At 60.1% G+C, this 17,205-nt stretch carries 19 protein-coding genes; 10 read left to right on the top strand and 9 right to left on the bottom strand.

Going from position 1 to position 17,205, the window contains the following annotated elements:
• Positions 1-92: 92 nt before the first annotated feature.
• Positions 93-425 carry an iron-sulfur cluster assembly accessory protein gene (locus WDB88_RS10730; protein WP_339107669.1) on the bottom strand — a complete coding sequence of 111 codons (333 nt, stop codon included), beginning with the start codon at positions 423-425 and terminating at the stop codon, positions 93-95.
• An 89-nt stretch (positions 426-514) separates the two neighbouring features.
• Here WDB88_RS10730 and WDB88_RS10725 point away from each other — a divergent pair, with 89 nt between their 5' ends.
• On the top strand, positions 515-1,711 hold the full coding sequence (locus WDB88_RS10725; protein ID WP_339109522.1) for a deoxyguanosinetriphosphate triphosphohydrolase: 1,197 nt from the start codon (positions 515-517) through the stop codon (positions 1,709-1,711).
• 66 nt (positions 1,712-1,777) lie between these two features.
• Here WDB88_RS10725 and WDB88_RS10720 read toward each other — a convergent pair whose 3' ends face one another.
• The 4 genes from WDB88_RS10720 to puuE all read right to left on the bottom strand — a co-directional run bounded on the left by WDB88_RS10720 (position 1,778) and on the right by puuE (position 5,325).
• Positions 1,778-2,329: a VOC family protein gene (locus WDB88_RS10720; protein WP_339107668.1), complete on the bottom strand. Its 552-nt coding sequence runs from the start codon at positions 2,327-2,329 to the stop codon at positions 1,778-1,780.
• A gap of 265 nt (positions 2,330-2,594) precedes the next feature.
• Positions 2,595-3,077 (bottom strand): ureidoglycolate lyase, encoded by a 483-nt coding sequence (locus tag WDB88_RS10715; RefSeq protein ID WP_339107667.1) that lies wholly within the window; start codon positions 3,075-3,077, stop codon positions 2,595-2,597.
• Entirely contained in the window at positions 3,077-3,913 is an 837-nt protein-coding gene (locus tag WDB88_RS10710) for a bifunctional allantoicase/(S)-ureidoglycine aminohydrolase (protein ID WP_339109521.1), read from the bottom strand. Before WDB88_RS10710 ends, WDB88_RS10715 begins: the two co-directional genes overlap by 1 nt.
• Positions 3,910-5,325 (bottom strand): allantoinase PuuE, encoded by a 1,416-nt coding sequence (gene puuE, locus WDB88_RS10705; protein WP_339107666.1) that lies wholly within the window; start codon positions 5,323-5,325, stop codon positions 3,910-3,912. The genes WDB88_RS10710 and puuE overlap by 4 nt, the downstream gene beginning before the upstream one ends.
• A gap of 159 nt (positions 5,326-5,484) precedes the next feature.
• Between puuE and uraH the strand changes: the two genes are divergently transcribed.
• The 5 genes from uraH to WDB88_RS10680 all read left to right on the top strand — a co-directional run bounded on the left by uraH (position 5,485) and on the right by WDB88_RS10680 (position 9,019).
• The gene (gene uraH / locus WDB88_RS10700) at positions 5,485-5,841 is read left to right on the top strand and encodes a hydroxyisourate hydrolase (RefSeq protein WP_339107665.1); all 357 of its coding nucleotides are present in this window, start codon (positions 5,485-5,487) and stop codon (positions 5,839-5,841) included.
• A gap of 257 nt (positions 5,842-6,098) precedes the next feature.
• Entirely contained in the window at positions 6,099-6,728 is a 630-nt protein-coding gene (locus tag WDB88_RS10695; RefSeq protein ID WP_339107664.1) for an ATP-dependent Clp protease proteolytic subunit, read from the top strand.
• A 126-nt stretch (positions 6,729-6,854) separates the two neighbouring features.
• The gene (clpX, locus tag WDB88_RS10690; protein WP_339107663.1) at positions 6,855-8,120 is read left to right on the top strand and encodes an ATP-dependent Clp protease ATP-binding subunit ClpX; all 1,266 of its coding nucleotides are present in this window, start codon (positions 6,855-6,857) and stop codon (positions 8,118-8,120) included.
• 132 nt (positions 8,121-8,252) lie between these two features.
• Entirely contained in the window at positions 8,253-8,627 is a 375-nt protein-coding gene (locus WDB88_RS10685; RefSeq protein WP_339107662.1) for an NADH:ubiquinone oxidoreductase subunit NDUFA12, read from the top strand.
• An 8-nt stretch (positions 8,628-8,635) separates the two neighbouring features.
• Positions 8,636-9,019, top strand: a complete 384-nt coding sequence (locus WDB88_RS10680) for a DUF2155 domain-containing protein (protein WP_339107661.1) — start codon at positions 8,636-8,638, stop codon at positions 9,017-9,019.
• Here the strand turns inward: WDB88_RS10680 and aat are convergent.
• Positions 8,983-9,621 carry a leucyl/phenylalanyl-tRNA--protein transferase gene (aat, locus tag WDB88_RS10675; RefSeq protein WP_339107660.1) on the bottom strand — a complete coding sequence of 213 codons (639 nt, stop codon included), beginning with the start codon at positions 9,619-9,621 and terminating at the stop codon, positions 8,983-8,985. The two genes, WDB88_RS10680 and aat, sit on opposite strands and share 37 nt — an antisense overlap.
• 72 nt (positions 9,622-9,693) lie before the next feature.
• Between aat and WDB88_RS10670 the strand changes: the two genes are divergently transcribed.
• A complete protein-coding gene (locus WDB88_RS10670) occupies positions 9,694-10,404 on the top strand; it encodes a methyltransferase domain-containing protein (protein WP_339107659.1) in 711 nt (236 codons plus the stop codon).
• Between the two features lie 90 nt (positions 10,405-10,494).
• On the opposite strand, the gene accC is transcribed toward WDB88_RS10670, so the two are convergent.
• Both accC and accB read right to left on the bottom strand, forming a co-directional pair.
• Positions 10,495-11,841, bottom strand: coding sequence for an acetyl-CoA carboxylase biotin carboxylase subunit (gene accC / locus WDB88_RS10665; RefSeq protein WP_339107658.1), 1,347 nt, complete (start codon positions 11,839-11,841; stop codon positions 10,495-10,497).
• 10 nt (positions 11,842-11,851) lie between these two features.
• Positions 11,852-12,343 (bottom strand): acetyl-CoA carboxylase biotin carboxyl carrier protein, encoded by a 492-nt coding sequence (gene accB / locus WDB88_RS10660; protein WP_339107657.1) that lies wholly within the window; start codon positions 12,341-12,343, stop codon positions 11,852-11,854.
• 266 nt (positions 12,344-12,609) lie between these two features.
• On the opposite strand from accB, the gene WDB88_RS10655 reads away from it, so the two are divergent.
• Positions 12,610-13,953 carry an NAD(P)-dependent oxidoreductase gene (locus tag WDB88_RS10655; RefSeq protein WP_339107656.1) on the top strand — a complete coding sequence of 448 codons (1,344 nt, stop codon included), beginning with the start codon at positions 12,610-12,612 and terminating at the stop codon, positions 13,951-13,953.
• A 3-nt stretch (positions 13,954-13,956) separates the two neighbouring features.
• Complete coding sequence (gene preA, locus WDB88_RS10650; RefSeq protein WP_339107655.1) at positions 13,957-15,255, top strand: NAD-dependent dihydropyrimidine dehydrogenase subunit PreA; 1,299 nt, start codon at positions 13,957-13,959, stop codon at positions 15,253-15,255.
• A 51-nt stretch (positions 15,256-15,306) separates the two neighbouring features.
• Here preA and WDB88_RS10645 read toward each other — a convergent pair whose 3' ends face one another.
• Complete coding sequence (locus WDB88_RS10645; protein WP_339107654.1) at positions 15,307-16,227, bottom strand: hypothetical protein; 921 nt, start codon at positions 16,225-16,227, stop codon at positions 15,307-15,309.
• A gap of 241 nt (positions 16,228-16,468) precedes the next feature.
• On the opposite strand from WDB88_RS10645, the gene WDB88_RS10640 reads away from it, so the two are divergent.
• Positions 16,469-17,068: a TetR family transcriptional regulator C-terminal domain-containing protein gene (locus tag WDB88_RS10640; protein WP_339109520.1), complete on the top strand. Its 600-nt coding sequence runs from the start codon at positions 16,469-16,471 to the stop codon at positions 17,066-17,068.
• Positions 17,069-17,205 lie beyond the last annotated feature (137 nt).

The raw sequence follows: 17,205 nt of genomic DNA, 5'->3' as shown, positions 1-17,205 counted from the left end.
GGCGAGAAGTATATCAGGGATCCGCATGGGCGGCTTTCAAAAAGGTCGCAGGCCGCACCGGTCATGACGAAACGGGCGCGGCCTGTGGCATGTTACATGGAGAAGGAAATCCCGCAGCCGCAGGAGGATACGGCATTGGGATTATTGACCACAAAGCGCGCGCCGATCAGTTCGTCGGTGAAATCGATCACCGCGTTTTCCAGAAACGGCAGCGAGACGGGGTCGATCAGCACGCGCTGGCCCGCGCCTTGCAGGATCAGGTCATCTTCGGCGGCCTGCTCTTCGAGCTTGATGTCATATTGGAAGCCCGAACAGCCGCCGCCCTCAACGGCCACACGCAGGGCGCGCGGGGTCTCGGCATCTTCGTTGATTTCTGCCAGTCGCGCGAAGGCGCGCTCGGTGACTTTTGGCGGAATTTGCAGCATTTTCACACGCTTTCTGCCCGTTGGGGCCTGTTCTTCCCTAGGCTAGGGGATATAGGATGTCTTATATGCCGCGACAAGAAGAGGTTGCCGTGCTCAAGCCCTATGCCTGCCATCCCGAGAAGACTCGGGGGAGACTTATTCCGGAAAACTATTCCACGTTCCGGACCGCGTTTCAACGGGACCGCGACAGGATCATCCATTCTTCGGCCTTCCGGCGGCTGAAACATAAGACCCAGGTGTTTGTCGAACATGAGGGCGATTATTACCGCACCCGTCTGACCCATACGATCGAGGTGGCGCAGGTGGCGCGCACGATTGCCAACCATCTGGGGCTGAACACCGATCTGGCGGAAACCGTGGCGCTGGCGCATGATCTGGGCCATCCGCCCTTCGGTCATACCGGCGAGGATGCGCTGCACGAGCTGATGGCGCCCTATGGCGGCTTCGACCATAACGCGCAGGCCTTACGCATCGTGACCAAGCTTGAGCGCCATTACGCCGATTTCGACGGGCTGAACCTGACATGGGAAGCCCTTGAAGGCATTGCCAAACATAATGGTCCGGTGATTTCGGATCGTGGCGGTAGCCATACGGTCGCGCGGCGCGAGGATCTGCCCTACGCACTGGCCGAAGTCGATGCGATGTGGGATCTGGAACTGGCGTCCAATGCCAGTGCCGAGGCACAGGTGGCTGCGGTGGCCGATGATTGTGCCTATAACCACCATGACCTGCATGACGGCTTGCGGGCGGGACTGTTTACCGAGGATGACCTGTGCGAATTGCCGGTGATCGGCGAGTGTTTCGCGGCGGTCGACAAGCTGTATCCGGGGCTGGACCGCTCGCGTCGCCAGCACGAGGCCTTGCGCCGTGTCTTTGGTGTGATGGTCGAGGATGTGATCGCTGTGGCGCAGAACCGGCTGGAATCTTTGCGCCCCGAGACGGTGGACGATATCCGCTCGATGGAGGGGCCGATCATCCGTTTCTCGAAGCCGCTTTACCAGAACCTCAAGGCGATCAAGCGCTTCCTGTTCACCCGCATGTATCGCGCCCCGACCGTGGTGGTCGAGCGCAAGCGGGTGACGACGATGGTCAACGGGCTATTCCCGTTTTTCATGGAAAACCCGCAGCAGCTTCCGTCTGACTGGCAGGGCGATGTGGGCAAGGCCTTGGCCTCGGGGGGGGATGCCGAAATCCTCTTGGCGCGGGTGGTGCTCGATTATGTGGCGGGCATGACCGACCGTTTCGCCATTCAGGAATATCACCGGCTGATCAATCCGGATCTTTAAGGTGATGGGGGCTCCCCCGTTCACCCGGAGCCCCCGTTTGCCTGATGTCACAGGCGCGATGGTGTTTTATCGCCCGGTTCTTCCGGGCAGGGGGCGTTCGGCCTGTTTCATGGCCGAGCCGCCCCATTCGGGGTGCTGCTTTTCTTGCTCTTTCACCGCCTGACGGAAGCGTTTCCATGCGCCCAAAGACGGCAGTCGCGGAATATGCGCCAGTTCCCAGTGAATACCGTTGATCGGGTCCTCAAAAAATACCGCATAATACCCCGGTGAATAGACGGGATATTCTGCGGGCGCATCTGTCACGGGGACAGCGTTCGGGCACAGAAATTCCGCATGGAACGCGTCCACCTCGCGCCGGTTGCGGGCCCAGAGCGCGATGTGATGGATGCCCGTCGCGCGAGCTTCATGCGAAAGTTTGCCGCCCGATTTGGCGGGTTGCAGCCCGATATAGCTATGCGGGAAGGGAAAACGCGCCATGTAATAGGTCGAGCGATACCCGATATCGAGCGTCCAGAAGCAGCGATATCCCAGCCAGCCGAACATGCGGTCATAGAAGGCGACCGAGGCATCGTAATCGAGAACCGAAAATTCGACATGGTTTATTCCGCGCCAGCGCATTGTGATCCCTCCAGATTTATCCGTTAAGACAGGATCTTGGTCCTTTGCGCGCAAGATCAATCAAAGGCGGCTTTTCCGCTGCGTCACATTGCGGGGCCGTATCTCTGTTCTTGGGGAATTGGGGGCGGTTGAGCGGCCTGCAAACGGGGCGGCCATCGGCCATAGCAGGGGGGGGCTTCGGGACCGCATAGAGGGCCCCGAAGACTGTGCCTCCCGGACCGCCCAGATAAGGGCAGGCCCGTGCAGGTTTGGGGAAGCGCTGCTTCTAGCTGGTCCGCACGCGGAAGGGCGGGGCGATCCTTACCTCTTCAAGGTTTTTGCCGTCCCCGATGCGGTCGACCACCGCAAAGAGCCCCGGACCGGCCAGTGGCGTCAGCACACCATGCCAGATGCCGCGGTGGAAGTTGATCGCCTGCGCGCCGTTTGTCAGAAAAGCGCGCGGGCTGCCGGGGCGGTCGCCCAGATCGGTGGCCACGATGATCAGGAAAGGATGTTCCGACATCGGGATAAAGCATTGGCTGCCATGAGGATGGCGCTCCAGCAGGTCGCATTCATAGGGCAGGCTACGCGGTTCGGCCTTGAAGATCGACACACCCGCGCGGCCTTCGAAGAAACTGAGCGCGGCGCGATCATGATAGCGGCCACATTTGCCGGCATTGATCAGACGGTCGGGCGCTCCCTCCGCCGACAGGACATCGCCAAAAGGGGCGAAGGCTTCGGCGGTAAGCGGTTCGGTGGTAATATCCATCAGCGCCCCAGCATTCCGCGCAAGGGCATGTGGCGGTTGACGTCCTTATACAGGAGGTACCGGAAGGGCTGGGTGCCGCCCGCATAGCAGGCCTGCGGGCAGAAGGCGCGCAGCCACATGAAATCGCCGCCCTCGACCTCGACCCAGTCCTTGTTCAGCAGATAGACCCCGCGCCCCTGTAGCACATATAGCCCGTGCTCCATCACATGGGTCTCGGCAAAGGGAATCGTTGCCCCCGGCTGGATGGTGACGATGTTGACATGCATGTCGTGGCGCATGTCGTCGGGTTCGACGAAACGGGTGGTGGCCCATTTGCCTTCGGTGCCCGCCATCGGGCGCGCCGCTGTCTGCTGGTCCGAGGTCACGAAGCTTTCGGGTTTGGCAATGCCCTCGGCGGGGGTCCAGATCTTGCGTATCCAGACCAGAGTGACAGGTGCCGCGGAGACATTGGCAAGTGACCAGTCCTCGTTCGGGGCAAGGAAGGCATAGCCGCCCTCGGAGAGATCATGGTGCGTGCCCTTGAGCGTCAGGTCAAGGTGGCCCGACAGCACGAAAACCACGCCCTCGGCATCGGGGTCCGGCTCGGGTTTGGTGGCATGGCCACCCGGAGCGATCTCGACAATCAGCTGCGCGAAGGTTTCGGCAAAGCCCGACATGGGGCGGGCCAGAACCCATGCGCGGGCCTTGTCCCATCCCGGCAGGTAGGAGGTGGTGATGTCTGACAGCGTATGGGCGGGCAGGAAGGCATAGGCTTCGGTGAAAACCGCGCGATCAACAGTACGGGTGTTCTGGTCGCGCAGACCACCCGGCGGGGCGTAATAGGAAGAACTCATCAGATATCCATATCGTTGAGACGGTGGCGCGCGATCCGTTCGACCTGTCGGCAGGCCTCGGTGAATTCGGTCTCGGCGTCATGGGTGAGGCGGGTGTGGAAAGCCTGAAGGATCGAGGCCTTGCTATGGTCGCGCACGGCAATGATGAAGGGAAAGCCGAATTTGGCGACGTAATCGGCATTGAGCTGCTGGAAGGTCGCGCGTTCGTCATCGGTCAGCGCATCAAGGCCCGCACTGGCCTGTTCGGAGGTGCTTTCGGCGGTCAGGCGTTTGGCCTGTGCCAGCTTGCCTGCCAGATCGGGATGGGCGCGCAGCACGGCCAGTTGCGCCTCGTGGCCTGCGGTGCGGAAGATCCGCGCCAGCACAGAGGCCACCCCTGCCGCGCAATCATGGGCAGGGCCCAACTCCAGCTCCCATGCGCGGCCCGCAATCCATTGCGAATGCTCGTAAATTCGGCCAAAGCGGGTGGCGAATTCATCCTGTGTCATCTCGCTCGGGCGGGGTTTGTGGACCGGCGGATGGGTGGCGGCCCAATGCGCGGCAATCTGGCCACGGGTGGCAAACCACACGCCCTCGTGGCTTTGCGCATAGTCGAGAAACCGTGTGAGCCCCGCAATTTTGCCCGGACGTCCGATCAGCCGGTTATGCAGCCCGATCGAGAACATCTTGCCCTGACCGGCCACGCCTTCGGCATAGAGCGTGTCGAATGTGTCTTTGAGATACTGGAAGAACTGCTCGCCCTCGATATAGCCGGGGGCTGTGGCAAAGCGCATGTCATTGGCTTCCAGCGTGTAGGGGATCACCAGCTGGTCGCGCCCCTCGAGCGTCAGCCAATAGGGCAGGTCGTCGTCATAGGTGTCCGAGATCCAGTCGAATGCGCCGGTTTTGGCGGTCAGCGCCACGGTATTGGCCGAGCAGCGCCCCGTATACCAGCCCTTGGGCGGGGTGCCCACGACCTCGGTATGCAGGCGGATGGCTTCGGTGATCTGGCGGGCTTCTTCTTCGGGCGGGATGTCCTTGTGTTCGACCCATTTCAGCCCGTGGCTGGCAATTTCCCACCCCGCCTCCTTCATCGCCTCGACCTGTTCGGGGCTGCGGGCCAGCGCCGTGGCCACGCCATAGATGGTCACCGGCAGGTTCCGGCGGGTGAACAGCCGGTGCAGCCGCCAGAACCCCGCACGCGCGCCATATTCATAGATCGATTCCATGTTCCAATGGCGCTGGCCGGCCCATTGCGCGGCCCCTGCGATATCGGACAAAAACGCCTCGGATGCGGCATCGCCATGCAGGATGTTGTTCTCGCCGCCTTCTTCGTAATTGAGCACGAGCGATATCGCGAGCTTTGCCCCTTCCGGCCAGTGTGCATCGGGTGCGTCGCGACCGTAGCCGCGCATGTTTCTGGGATACCGGTCCATTTTTATCTCTCCTGTCTTGGGTCCGATCAAAAGCCCAAAATGCGGCAACTTCAAGAGTGCGCTCAGGGAATTGCGGTGGCAGGGCATGATCGGCTTGCGCTGCCTTGCCGCTCGGGCCAATCTTGCAGGGCTATATGGGGTTCGAGACGGAGCGATCGCATGTCAGGCTATCTGAGCACACATGTTCTGGACACAGCGCGGGGGTGCCCTGCTCAGGGGCTGGAGGTGGTGCTGTTTCGTCTTGCGGGTGAGCAACGCGTTGAACTGGCGCGGATGCGCACCAATGCCGATGGGCGCACGGACCAGCCGATTCTCCCCGCTGCGGATTTTGCCACGGGGATTTACGAGCTGGTCTTCCATGCGGGGGACTATCTGCGCGCAACCGGCCAAGCAGGAGGCGAGCCGCTGTTTCTGGACATCGTGCCGATCCGTTTCGGGATCAATGACGCAAAGTCACATTACCATGTGCCGTTGCTTGTGTCGCCCTATGGCATGTCGACCTATCGCGGCAGCTAGCAGGCAGGGCGGCTCTGATCGAAAGCGCGAAAAATATTTCATACAAACGCGGATTGCGCGGAGCGGGTGTCTCAAAGCGGTTTGGCGATCTGTGTGGAGAGAAACGAACAATCTTATGCAAAATCGAGGAGATTTCTTCGCAATACGCTGAGCAAACCGTGAACGTCCCTTGCGAAGGACGGTGCGCGATCATAAGACTCAAGTAACGATTTTGGCGTTAGACATGTCTGACTAATGACAGGGAAGGGCAGATTTCCATGAAAGACCCGATGGATACCTATATGAACACGCTCGTGCCGATGGTGGTCGAACAGACCTCGCGCGGGGAGCGGTCCTACGATATTTACTCGCGCCTTCTGAAAGAGCGCATCATTTTCCTGTCGGGTCCGGTCCATGATGGCATGGCCACCCTGATCTGTGCGCAGCTTCTGTTCCTCGAGGCCGAGAATCCGTCGAAAGAGATCTCGATGTATATCAACAGCCCCGGCGGTGTGGTGACGGCAGGTCTGTCGATCTATGACACCATGCAATACATCAAGCCGAAGGTCTCGACGCTGGTGATCGGTCAGGCGGCTTCGATGGGCTCGCTCCTGCTGACGGCAGGCGAAAAAGACATGCGGTTCTCGCTACCTAACTCGCGCGTGATGGTCCACCAGCCGTCCGGTGGCTATCAGGGTCAGGCGACCGATATCATGATCCACGCACAGGAAACGGCAAAACTGAAACGCCGCCTCAACGAGATCTATGTCAAGCATACCGGCAATGACTACGAGACCGTCGAAGCGGCCCTTGAACGCGATAATTTCATGTCGGCAGAGCAGGCCAAAGACTGGGGTCTGATCGACGAAATTCTCGAAAATCGCGGGAAAACCGAAGACAAGAAGTGACCCTCCCTTAACCGGGAGAGGTAATTTGACATTGGCATGACGGTCGGGCTGCCCTAGACTTTGTTTGCGGGTGGCCCGCCGCCCAAAAGGACCGGACCCGCCCGGCCGTTACTGCAGAGGGATATCATGGCGAACACTACAGGCTCCGACAGCAAGAACACCCTTTACTGTTCCTTCTGCGGCAAAAGCCAGCACGAGGTCCGGAAACTGATTGCCGGGCCGACTGTATTCATCTGCGATGAATGCGTTGAACTTTGTATGGACATCATCCGCGAGGAGACGAAATCGGCGGGGCTGAAATCCTCCGAAGGCGTGCCGACGCCGCGCGATATCTGCAAGGTTCTGGATGACTATGTCATCGGTCAGGAAAAGGCCAAGCGCGTTCTTTCGGTCGCGGTGCACAACCATTACAAACGTCTGAACCACGGGTCGAAACAGGATATCGAACTGTCGAAGTCGAACATCTTGCTGATCGGTCCGACCGGCTGTGGTAAAACGCTTCTGGCCCAGACGCTGGCGCGCATTCTGGATGTGCCCTTCACGATGGCCGATGCGACCACGCTGACCGAAGCCGGCTATGTCGGTGAGGATGTCGAGAATATCATCCTCAAGCTTCTGCAGGCGTCGGAATATAATGTCGAGCGGGCGCAGCGCGGCATCGTCTATATCGACGAGGTCGACAAGATCACCCGCAAATCCGACAACCCCTCGATCACCCGCGATGTGTCGGGCGAGGGCGTGCAGCAGGCGCTGCTGAAGATCATGGAAGGCACCGTGGCGTCGGTTCCGCCGCAAGGGGGGCGCAAACACCCGCAGCAGGAATTCCTGCAGGTGGATACCACGAACATCCTGTTCATCTGTGGTGGCGCATTCGCGGGGCTTGACCGGATCATCGCGCAGCGCGGCAAAGGTTCGGCCATGGGCTTTGGCGCCGATGTGAAGAACAACGATGACCGTGGCGTGGGCGAGCTGTTTGCCGAACTCGAGCCGGAAGATCTGCTGAAATTCGGGCTGATCCCCGAATTCGTGGGGCGTTTGCCGGTGATTGCAACGCTGACCGATCTCGACGAGGATGCGCTGGTCATCATTCTGACCCAGCCGAAAAACGCGCTGGTCAAGCAATACCAGCGTCTGTTCGAGATCGAAGGCGTCGACCTGTCCTTCACCGAAGATGCGCTGTCGGCGATTGCCAAACGCGCGATCGAGCGGAAAACCGGTGCACGCGGCCTGAGGTCGATCCTCGAGGATATCCTGCTGGATACGATGTTCGAACTGCCGGGCATGGATGGCGTGAACGAAGTGGTGGTCAATGAAGAGGCGGTCACTCAAGCCAGTGCCAAGCCGCTTCTGATTTATGCAGATGCCAAGAAAGAGGGCAGCTCTGCGAGCTAAGATCCTTGCGCCGCTCCGTTCTTTCGGGGCGGCGTTTTCGTGACCACGGGATCGGTCGCAAAGCCTATCTGCGCACTGGACCTTGTCGTGCGCTGCGATATAAGGGGCTGAGACAGCCTGCGGAGGAATAAGATGAAAACCCTGCTTCAGATTCTGACATGGTGGAATGGTCAGACGCTCAATACGCGCATCTGGTCGGCACGCAATGGCAAGAAAGTCGGCGAAGACGAGCAAGGTAACATCTTTTACCAGACCAAGGACGGCAAGCGTCGCTGGGTGATCTATAATGGCGAGAGCCAGGCAAGCCGCGTGTCGCCCGATTGGCATGGCTGGCTGCATCACACCTTTGCAGAGCCGCCGACCGAACGTCCGATGATCCATAAGACCTGGGAAAAACCGCATGAGGAAAACCTCACCGGGACGCCTGCGGCTTATGCGCCTGCAGGGTCGCTTCGTCGCGTGATGCCGGTCGAGCGTCACGACTACGAGGCATGGCAGCCCGAGTGATCTGATCCATGCGTATCTTCAAGTTTCTTTCTGTGGCGGTGATGGCCATCCTGCCAGCGGCTGTGTATGCGCAGGAAAGCGGTGTTATGACCGGCCTTGCCGATGCCTCGGGGGCGCAGCTGCGCGGGCTCGACAAGATCAATGGCATCGCTTCGGATATTGCATTGAAAACCGGCCAGAGCGTGACCTATGGCACGTTGAAGGTGACTCTGAACGAATGCCGCTACCCTTCGGAAGATCCGAGTTCGAATGCGTTCGCACATCTGACCATTTTCGACAATCAGACCGATAAACAGGCATTTTCCGGCTGGATGATCGCGTCGAGCCCCGCGCTTTCGGCGCTCGACAATCAGCGTTACGATGTCTGGGTCATCCGCTGCACCAATTCCTGACCCGAGGGCAGGGGGCGTTTTGTGAAATCGCCCTCGCTTTCCAAAGCCCGTGCCAGTTCTGCGCGATATGCTTCGCGGGGAATTTCGATCCCGCCAAGGCTGGCCAGATGCGGCGTCAGGTATTGTGTGTCAAATAATGTGAAGCCAGATACACGAAGGCGGTCAATCACATAGGCGATCGCGATTTTCGAGGCATTGGTGCGACGCGAGAACATTGATTCGCCAAAAAACGCGCCCCCGAGGGTGATGCCGAACAGCCCACCCACCAGCGTCTTTCCCTCCCAGACCTCCATCGAATGGGCGAATCCGTGGCTGTGCAACTGGTCATAGAGGTCGAACAGTTGCGCGTTGATCCATGTTTCCTCACGGTCGGCGCATCCTTCGACCGTGGCACGGAAAGCGTGATTGACCCTGATATGATAGGGCATGCGGCGGATCTCGCGGGCCAGCGAACGGGAAAGGTGGAAGCCCTCAAGCGGCATCACGCCGCGCAGCTTGGGTTCGAACCAGTACAGGCGCGGATCCTCGCGGCTTTCGGCCATCGGGAAGATGCCATTTGCATAGCCGCTCAGAAGGAGCTCGGCTGTTAGCGTTTGTGCCATTTTCTTGCCCGTATTATCCTTTTAGGGTCTGCCTAGTGCGAGAATGGACCGAATTGGGGGCGAGCGCAAATCATGGGTTTCTTTGATTTTTTGCCGGAGATTGATCGATATTCCGAAGATCCCGGAACTGTGGCCCGAATGAATGCCCGCCATAAGATGGTGATCAAACCGCTGGCGGAGGAGATCGCGGGCAAGCGGGTGCTGGATCTGGCGGCCCATGACGGTCGTTGGGCCTATGCCTTTGCCGCGGCAGGGGCCGCAGAGGTGGTGGGGATCGAGGGGCGCCAGAGCCTGATCGACCGCTTTGCCGAGTTTCCGCGCGAGCATCTGAAGAAGAAGGTCAGCCTGAAATGTGGCGATCTCTTTGCGGGAATGCAGGCCGAGATTGAGGCGGGGCAACGCTATGATGTGGTTGGGGTTCTGGGCATTCTTTACCATGTGATGGACCATATGCGCCTGTTCGATCTGGTGCGTCAGTTGGGGCCGAAACTGGTGGTGGTGGATAGCGAATTTCTGGACCGTCCGGGGGCGGTGATCGCGCTCCAGCGCGAGCGGACCCATAAGGACCTGAACGCGATTGCCCAGTTCGAGGGGCAGGAGGTGACGGCCATCGGCATTCCCTCGCGCAAGGCGATGGAGTTGATTGCCGAGGTGCAGGGCTTTGATATCGACTGGCTGGACTGGGAGGGGCTGCCCGTGGCGCAACGGGAGCATGTCGGGGATTACTACCGCAAGGGCGAGAAGCGGCGCTATAGCTGCTTGCTGCGCCCGAAAACCGTCTGAGGCGCCGTTTGCCAAAAGGAAAGGCCGCCTGATCGGCGGCCTTGCTGCTTTTTCTGGAGCATGTGGCAGCGTCTCGGACGCGGTTTGCCGTTATGCGTATTTGGCTTTCAGCCATTTCTCGAGCCAGTGGATCGAGTAGTTGCCGGCCTGAATATCGGGTTCTTCCAGCAGGGCGTTGAACAGTGGGATCGTGGTATCGACACCGTCGATGATCATTTCGCCAAGCGCGCGGTGCAGGCGGGCCAGTGCCTCCTGACGGTCGGCGCCATGCACGATCAGCTTGCCGATGAGGCTGTCGTAATAGGGCGGGATCTTGTAGCCCGCATAAAGCGCGCTATCGATGCGCACGCCCAGACCACCTGGCGCATGGAAGGCCGTGACCTTGCCGGGGCAGGGGGCGAAGTTGGGGATGCGTTCGGCATTGATCCGCACTTCGATGGCATGACCGTTGATCTTGAGATCGTCCTGCGTGAACTCCATGCCGAGCCCTGCGGCCACACGGATTTGCTGGCGCACGAGATCGACGCCGAAGATGGCCTCGGTGACGGGGTGCTCCACCTGCAGGCGGGTGTTCATCTCGATGAAATAGAACTCGCCATCCTCATAGAGGAATTCGATGGTGCCGGCACCGGCATAGCCCAGTTCGCCAATCGCATCGGCGCAGATCTTGCCGATACGGGCACGCTCTTCCGGGGTGATGCAGGGGCCGGGGGCCTCTTCGAGCACTTTCTGGTGACGGCGCTGGAGCGAGCAGTCGCGCTCGCCCAGATGGACGCCGCGGCCCTTGCCGTCGCCAAAGACCTGAATTTCGATATGGCGCGGTTTTTCGAGATATTTCTCGATATAGACCTCGTCATTGCCGAAAGCGGCTTTGGCTTCCGAACGGGCGGTGCGGAAGGCGACTTCGAGATCTTCGAGCGAGGTCGCGACTTTCATGCCGCGCCCGCCGCCGCCTGCGGTGGCCTTGATGATCACCGGAAAGCCCATTTCGCTGGCCACGGCCTGCGCGGTTTCGATATCGGGCACGCCACCGGCCGAACCCGGCACGACCGGAATGCCGAGACGTTTCGCGGTTTCCTTGGCGGTGATCTTGTCCCCCATCATGCGGATATGTTCCGCCGAGGGGCCGATGAAGGTGATGCCGTGATCTTCCAGCGCCTGCACGAAGCCTGCGTTTTCCGAGAGGAACCCGTAGCCCGGATGGATCGCCTGCGCGCCGGTGACTTCACAGGCGGCGATGATCTGGCTGACCTTCAGGTAGCTTTCGGACGAGGGGTTCGGGCCGATGCAGACCGATTCATCGGCCATGCGCACATGCATGGCATCGGCATCGGCGGTCGAGTGGACAGCGACAGAGGCGATGCCCATCTCGCGGCAGGCACGGATCACGCGTAGCGCGATTTCGCCCCGGTTCGCGATAAGGATCTTGTCAAACATGGGTCCGGCCTTACTCGATGATCATCAAGGGCGAGCCGAACTCGACCGGCTGCGCATCATCGATCAGGATGCGTTTCACGGTCCCTGCTTTCGGGGCGGGAATGTGGTTCATGGTTTTCATCGCTTCGATGATCATCAGCGTCTGGCCTTCCTTGACCTGTGCGCCAACGGTGACAAAAGCGGCAGCCCCCGGTTCGGGCGACAGATAGGCGGTGCCGACCATCGGCGAGGTCACAGCCCCCGGATGGGCGGCGAGGTCTTCGCTGGCCGGTGCAGCGGCAGGAGCGGCGGCAGCAGGGGCCGCGCTAGGTGCGGGCGTCGCAACAGGTGCCGCAGCTGCGATCTGGGTCACAACAGTCGACTGTTTCGAGACGCGCACCTTCAGGCTGTCATCTTCGCCATATTCACGGGTGACCGAAATTTCGGCCAGATCGTTTGTATTCAGCAGCTCGGCAAGCGCCTGAATGAAGGCGACATCGGTTTCACGGATATTATTGCTCATAGGGTCCTCGAAAGGTGCGTGTTGTGGCCTGTCAAGAATGCCAATGTTCCTTGTCCACAGGCGTTCTGGCCGTGCTTATACGCCAGGTATAGCGCAGTGAAAAGCATCAAGAGCCGTTCGGGGGGTGCTGAAAATCACGGCACAGAGAGGGTCATCGATCTGTTCTTGGGCAATGATCAGTTTTTTCGGCACTTCCTATATTTTACCATTTGATAAAAAAATATTCGGTGGCACTGTGGAAAAAAGACGCAAGCAGGGAGGACATCATGTCCAACAGCCAGCTCACAGCCGGAATAGTGGCGGGGCGCATTGATCCGGAGGCTCTTGGGGCCAATTTTACCGATCTTCATCCGCCGCTCGACGGGCATGAGGCACAGGTGGCGGCAGATCGCTGCTATTTCTGCCATGATGCGCCTTGTGTGACGGCCTGTCCGACCTCGATCGACATTCCGTTATTTATTCGTCAGGTGTCGACCGGCACTCCCGAGGCTGCGGCCAAGACCATCTTTGATAGCAATATCCTGGGCGGCATGTGCGCGCGTGTCTGCCCGACGGAAAACCTGTGCGAAGGCTCTTGTGTGCGCGAGACGGCGGAGGGCAAGCCGGTGGAGATCGGGCTGTTGCAGCGCCATGCGACCGATACGCTGATGGCCAAGCAGAGCCACCCCTATGTGCGCGCCGACATCACGGGACGTTCGGTGGCCGTGGTGGGGGCGGGGCCTGCGGGTCTGGCCTGTGCGCATCGGCTGGCGATGAAGGGCCATGAGGTCACCATCTATGATGCGCGCCGCAAGCCGGGGGGGCTGAATGAATATGGCATTGCCTCTTACAAGGCGCCGGATGATTTCGCGCAGAAGGAAGTCGCTTGGCTGATGCAGATCGGCGGGATCACTCTGGTGGAAAACTGGATGTTGGGCCGTGCGGGCGATGGCGATCTGGCCGAGTTGCTGGAGGACTATGACGCGGTCTTCCTTGGCATGGGCTTGTCGGGGGTGAATGCGCTGCGTCTGACGGGCGAAGAGAAGGACGGCATTCTTCCGGCAACCGATTTTATCGCGGACCTCCGTCAGGCATCCGATCTGGCCGCTTTGCCGATTGGTCGCGATGTGGTGGTGATCGGCGGCGGCATGACAGCGGTAGATGCGGCGGTGCAGGCGAAGCTGTTGGGCGCGTTGAATGTGACCATCGTCTACCGCCGCTCGCGGGCCGAGATGCCGGCCTCGGGCTTCGAGCAGGATCTGGCGCTATCCAAAGGCGTGCGGATCATCGAACATGCCGCCCCTGTGGGGATTATCGGCAATGGATCGGTGCGCGAGGTGGAATTCGCCTATACCAAGGCGGGCCCTGAGGGGCTTGAGATAACCGAAGACACCTTCCGGCTGAGCGCGGATCAATGCTTCAAGGCCATCGGCCAGACGCTGGGGGATACGCCGGAAGAGGTCAAAGTGGCGGGCGGCAAGATCATCACTGATGGCATCGGCCGCACCAGCATGGCGCGTGTCTGGGCGGGGGGCGATTGCACCCATGCGGGCGAGGATCTGACCGTGACGGCGGTCGCGCAGGGGCGCGATGCGGCTGAAGATATTCACTCTTTCCTGATGGAGGGCTAAGACATGGCCGATCTGTCGAGCAATTTTCTCGGTATCAAATCCCCCAATCCCTTCTGGCTGGCCTCGGCGCCGCCGACCGATAAGGAATATAACGTCCGCCGCGCCTATGAGGCTGGATGGGGCGGGGTGGTCTGGAAGACTTTGGGCATGGAAGGCCCGCCGGTGGTGAATGTGTCAGGCCCGCGGTATGGCGTGGTCTATGGGGCGGATCGTCGCGTGTTGGGGATCAACAATATCGAGCTGATTACCGATCGCGACCTGCAGACCAATCTTGACGAGATGACCCGCGTCAAGAAGGACTACCCTGACCGCGCGTTGATTGCCTCTATCATGGTGCCCTGCGAGGAAGAGGCTTGGAAGGCGATCCTGCCGCGGGTGATGGAAACCGGCGCCGATGGGATCGAGCTGAACTTCGGCTGCCCGCATGGAATGGCCGAACGCGGGATGGGTTCTGCCGTGGGGCAGGTGCCGGAATACATCGAGATGGTCACCCGCTGGTGCAAGCAGTATTACGACAAGCCGGTGATTGTGAAGCTGACGCCCAATATCACCGATATCCGCAAACCCGCCGAGGCCGCCAAACGCGGAGGCGCCGATGCGGTGAGCCTGATCAACACGATCAACTCGATCACCTCTGTCGATCTGGACAGTTTCGCGCCGCAGCCGACGATTGACGGTAAGGGTAGCCACGGTGGCTATTGCGGCCCTGCGGTGAAGCCGATCGCGCTGAATATGGTGGCGGAAATCGCGCGTAGCCCCGAAACCGCAGGCCTGCCGATTTCCGGCATCGGCGGCGTGACCACTTGGCGCGATGCCGCCGAGTTCATGGCGCTAGGGGCGGGCAATGTGCAGGTTTGCACGGCGGCGATGACCTATGGGTTCAAGGTCGTGCAAGAGATGATCTCGGGGCTGTCGCATTATATGGACGAGAAAGGGTTCACCTCGATTGACGAGCTGGTAGGCCGCGCGGTGCCCAATACGACCGACTGGCAGTATCTCAACCTCAATTATGTCACCAAGGCCGAGATCAATCAGGACGATTGCATCAAATGCGGGCGTTGCTATGCGGCCTGTGAAGACACCAGCCACCAAGCCATCGCCGTTTCGGAAGACCGCATCTATTCGGTGAAGGACGAGGAATGCGTGGCCTGTAACCTTTGTGTCGATGTCTGTCCGGTGGATTGCATCACCATGCGCGAGCTGGAATTGGGCGAGGTTGATCCCCGCACGGGGCGCGAAGTCGCCGCCTATGCCAATTGGACGACCCATCCCAACAATCCCGCCTCTCAGGCGGCGGAATAAAGGAAGGGGCCGGATGTTCCGGCCCCTTTTATCGTTTCGAAAGGCAGCAGGTCAGTGCTTGTTCTTGTTCGACACGTCGTCTTCGGCCGCGCCCTGAACGCCGATCCCCGTCTCGGGATTGATCGCATTTAGCGGCGCTTCCTCGACAGGTTGCGTGACAGGCGGGGTGACGGCCTCGGGGTCGGTGAAGACCGGAAGCTCCGACCCGAGAAGCTCTGCCCCGTCATTGGCATTGACCGTCGCATCGACATTCGCGCCATCGGGCAACTGGTTTGTGGTGCCCTCGACATCCGCGCCCTTCGCCCCCTTATCCGAGCAGACATACATCGTGCCGCCCACAGCCACCGCAGTCACCGCGACTGCGGCCAGACCTGCCGGAGAGGCTGCGGCAATAGCGGCCACGCCTGCATCCTTCAGCCGGCCTTTCAGCTTGTCCCCTGTCGTTTTGACAACGACCGAACCGATCTTCTTGCCCACCACCTTGCCGGTGACATCCTTGGCAAACCCGTTGGTATTCTCGGTCATCTGTTTGGCGGCATCGCCCGAGCCGTTCACCCGCTCGCAAAAGCTTTTGGACGCCTCGATACAATGGCCGAACCCGTCGCGCTCGCCCTGCGCATAGCCGATATAGGTGTCCTCGTCCTTGTCCCATTGCAGGCAGAAGGGCGCGCGGCCCTGATCGTCAAGCTCGGGGGTCATCGCGCGCAGGGTGACCTGACCGGGGCAGGTGACCTTGCCGCGTGATCCGAAGATCTTTTCGCGCAGGCTCAGGCTTTCTTTCACCTGCGGATTGTCGGCATCGAAGACGAACTGGTTCTGCTGGCCGCGAATCGAGGTCTGGCAGCTTTGCAGCTCTGCATGGGCGGGGAAGGCGGAAAATGTTGCAGGCAAGGCCGCGACCAGGGCACTTGTCAGCAGGCAGGGCAGGGAGAGTGATCTCATCATATGCACCGAAAAGGAATAGCGCGACATATCCTATCAGCTTGGCTATTGCCGCGCCAATGACAGTTTCGCGCGCATCTACGGTTTCTTGCGGGGAAATCCGGCCCTTTCACCGGCGCAAACTTGATGAAAACCGGATTGCTGGATATGCAAAATAAAGCTTCGGAGGAATTCTGTGACCGATACACGCCCATCCGCCCCCCAGAATGCGCAGCACAACGGCGTGCAGACCGCTGTCCAGACCGCAGCGGGGAAGACATCGGGCAAACCCCTGACCCGCATCCAGCGCCGGAATCGCCAGACCATTCTGGAAGCGGCGCTTGAGGTGTTCTCGGCGCATGGGTTCCGCGGATCGACACTGGACCAGATTGCCACCGAGGCGGGGTTGTCCAAGCCCAATCTGCTTTATTACTTCCCCTCGAAAGAGGCGATCCATGTCGAATTGCTGTCGGGGTTGTTGGATGTCTGGCTGGCTCCGCTGCATGCGATGACCGCCGAAGGGGACCCGAAAACCGAGATTATGGCCTATATGCGCCGCAAGCTGGAGATGTCGCGCGAGATGCCACGCGAATCGCGGCTCTTCGCAAATGAGGTGCTTCAGGGGGCGCCGCGCTTCCATGACGGTCTGGCGGGGCAGTTGAAGACGCTGGTCGAGGAGAAAGCGTTAATTATCCAGCAGTGGATCGATGCCGGTCAGCTGGCCAAGGTTGACCCGTATCACCTGATCTTCTCGATATGGTCGCTGACACAACATTATGCTGATTTCGATGTGCAGGTCCGCACCATCTTGGGGTCCGAACGCGATCCCTTCGCCGAGGCCGAGCGTTTTCTGGAGTTTCTGTTCGGCAGGCTGCTGTCTGTCGATCCCTGAGATCCTGTGCCGAGGCTCGCCGGAATAGCCCTTAAGGCGTTAACTATAGCATGTCTTTATCGGCATGGTTAGGGCTTCGGTAACGACTCGCGCCCAAGCTTGATCTGTGGGGGCTCTTTGGGGAAAGGGCTGTGGTG

The sequence above is a fragment of the Thioclava sp. GXIMD4216 genome (genome assembly GCF_037949285.1).
Classification (GTDB): domain Bacteria; phylum Pseudomonadota; class Alphaproteobacteria; order Rhodobacterales; family Rhodobacteraceae; genus Thioclava; species Thioclava litoralis.
The sequence above is the reverse complement of the archived record's forward strand: the minus strand, read 5'-3'. Positions and strand labels throughout refer to the sequence as shown.